This window comes from Verminephrobacter aporrectodeae subsp. tuberculatae At4 (genome assembly GCF_000193225.1).
Classification (GTDB): domain Bacteria; phylum Pseudomonadota; class Gammaproteobacteria; order Burkholderiales; family Burkholderiaceae_C; genus Acidovorax; species Acidovorax aporrectodeae.
This window is the reverse complement of sequence record NZ_AFAL01000208.1, coordinates 1-1959: the sequence shown is the minus strand read 5'-3', so window position 1 is coordinate 1959 and position 1959 is coordinate 1. Positions and strand designations below refer to the sequence as shown.

Annotated in this window: 1 protein-coding gene and 3 pseudogenes; 1 reads left to right on the top strand and 3 read right to left on the bottom strand. The window is 67.2% G+C overall.

The genetic code is table 11. The annotated features are described in order from the left end of the window. Window positions 1–324 (bottom strand): annotated as a pseudogene (locus tag VTU_RS0105905) (RND transporter); the annotation flags it as partial. A gap of 175 nt (window positions 325–499) precedes the next feature. Here VTU_RS0105905 and VTU_RS35410 point away from each other — a divergent pair. Further along, window positions 500–634: a hypothetical protein gene (locus VTU_RS35410; protein WP_010101956.1), complete on the top strand. Its 135-nt coding sequence runs from the start codon at window positions 500–502 to the stop codon at window positions 632–634. Between the two features lie 181 nt (window positions 635–815). On the opposite strand, the pseudogene VTU_RS31205 reads toward VTU_RS35410, so the two are convergent. Then, window positions 816–1129: pseudogene (locus VTU_RS31205) on the bottom strand (transposase); the annotation flags it as partial. Between the two features lie 77 nt (window positions 1130–1206). Continuing rightward, window positions 1207–1947, bottom strand: a pseudogene (locus tag VTU_RS0105890) (phosphotransferase family protein); the annotation flags it as partial. Between the last annotated feature and the right edge of the window lie 12 nt (window positions 1948–1959).

Genomic DNA, 1959 nt, shown 5'->3' with positions numbered 1-1959 from the left:
GCCGGCCTTGGCCTGCGCGTCGAGCGACGGCCCCAGGTCCGCGCGGCTGGCGACCTGCACGGCGCGGGCCTGCGCGATGCGCGCGCGCGCCTGCGCCAGATCGGGGCTAAGGTCCTGCGCGGCGGCCATCAGTTCGACCAGTAGTGGATCACCCAACTGCGTCCACCACCGAGACAGGTCCTGGAGCGAGCCCTGGTGCGGCAGGGGCGCGTGCCAGGCGGCGGGAACGGACGCCGCCACTGTCGCCGGGGGCGCCGGCGTGGCGCAGGCCACCAACGCCAGGGGCATGCAAAGCGTCAGAAGAATTCGATGACACAACTTCATGGAGGGCATTCCTGGTGCGCAATCCTGGAATTCCTGGATTTGCAGGTGGACCGGGCGGGACTATACGCGAGCGCGCCACCCAGCCACCCGGGTCCGCAGAGGTATCGACAGGAAAGTTACGCCATACCCGCTGCGAACATCACGCTTCACCCTCGATGGCCTGGAAGGCGAGATCATGGGCAAGCAGGCTGCGGCCATCCACCTCGTGGGCGGGGGACCAAAGGGCATTTTGCGCGTGAGGCTGGTGCGCCGGGACCTGGGGCGATACGCTGGCATGGATATCTTGGACTACTACGGGTCCGAGTTCTGAGAGCGTGTGAATTTTTCAATTTCAGCAATGGACGCGGTACAAGCCAAACCCGATGACCTGTGGATAAAGGAGATGGGAGATGGCCCGATTCAAGCCCAGGTTCGTCTTCTGGGACGAGTTTGCCTTGCTGCGGGGCAGCCTGACGCGCCAGGATCGCTCATTGCGGCCTGTTTTGCGCGTCTCAGACTGCCAAGGGGAAATCCAGAGCCAGCATGCGCTTGAGGTTGTGGGCCAACGCATGCCACAGCAGCACGGCGCGCGCCTTGGTCAGGCCGCGCACATTCAGGCGCTGCAAGCCGCGGTTGCGCAGATGTGCGTTGGTGCACTTGATGCTGGCCGCACGCTCCTTGTAGATCTGCTTGGCCTCCTGGGTGCCCATTCGCTTACGCCATTGGGCCACAGCCTGACTGTCGCCACGCAACGCCACGTCATGTGTTTTCCTTTCGTTGGCGCTCGAGGGACGACAGCAGCTGCCGCAGCGCGGTAAGCCTGAGCTCCTCCAGCGGCGCCGGGGCGTCGATCAGCTCCAGCAAGTTCAAGAAGTCCAGGGTGGCGGCACGCGTGCGCCAATGCGCTGGAAGTTCGCCGCCGGCCGCCACGAAGGCGGCGCCGAACGCGGACTCGAATTCGTCCGCCATCAGCCCCCGTGGGCGCAGCAGGACGGCGACGTCCAGCAACGGGCTGCCGGCGTGCGCCCATTCCCAGTCGATCACGCCGGCGACCCGGGATTCGCCCTCGCGTGCGGGCGCGATGATGATGTTGCCGGGGTTGAAATCCGCATGCACCAAGCGCGCCGGCGCGTGCGCGTCGGAGGCCGCGTCGTACTCGCGCAGCAACTCCAGCACCTGCGCCCTGCGCGCGTCGCCCAGGTGTTTGCCGGCGTGATGGTCCAGATACTTCAGCGCCACGTCAGCGGGCGACGCCCCGCCGTCCTGCAAGCCCAGCGCGACGCTCCACGGCGTGACGTTCAGCGCGCCGTCGAATTTTCCGTGCCTCGGAAAGGGATGCGCGCCGATCACTGCGAGCGTGTGGCCCACCGCCTCGCCCAGCGCCCGCGCGGCCCAGCGCCTGCTTTTCAGCGCCTCGGCGAGGGTGATGCCGTCCAACCAGGCGCTGATCACGTAGGGCAATGCCGCGTCCCCGGGCATGCGGCCCACGTGAATTACCTCGGCGACCGGCACCGTGGCCCGCACCAGGCGCAGGACCGCGACCTCGGTGGCGCAGGAAGCGGGGTCGCGGCTGCAGATGCGGACGATGTAATTCGCCGGATCACCCGCCAGCTTGAACCGGAAGAGGGAGTTGGAGCCGCCCAGCAGACAGGGCGC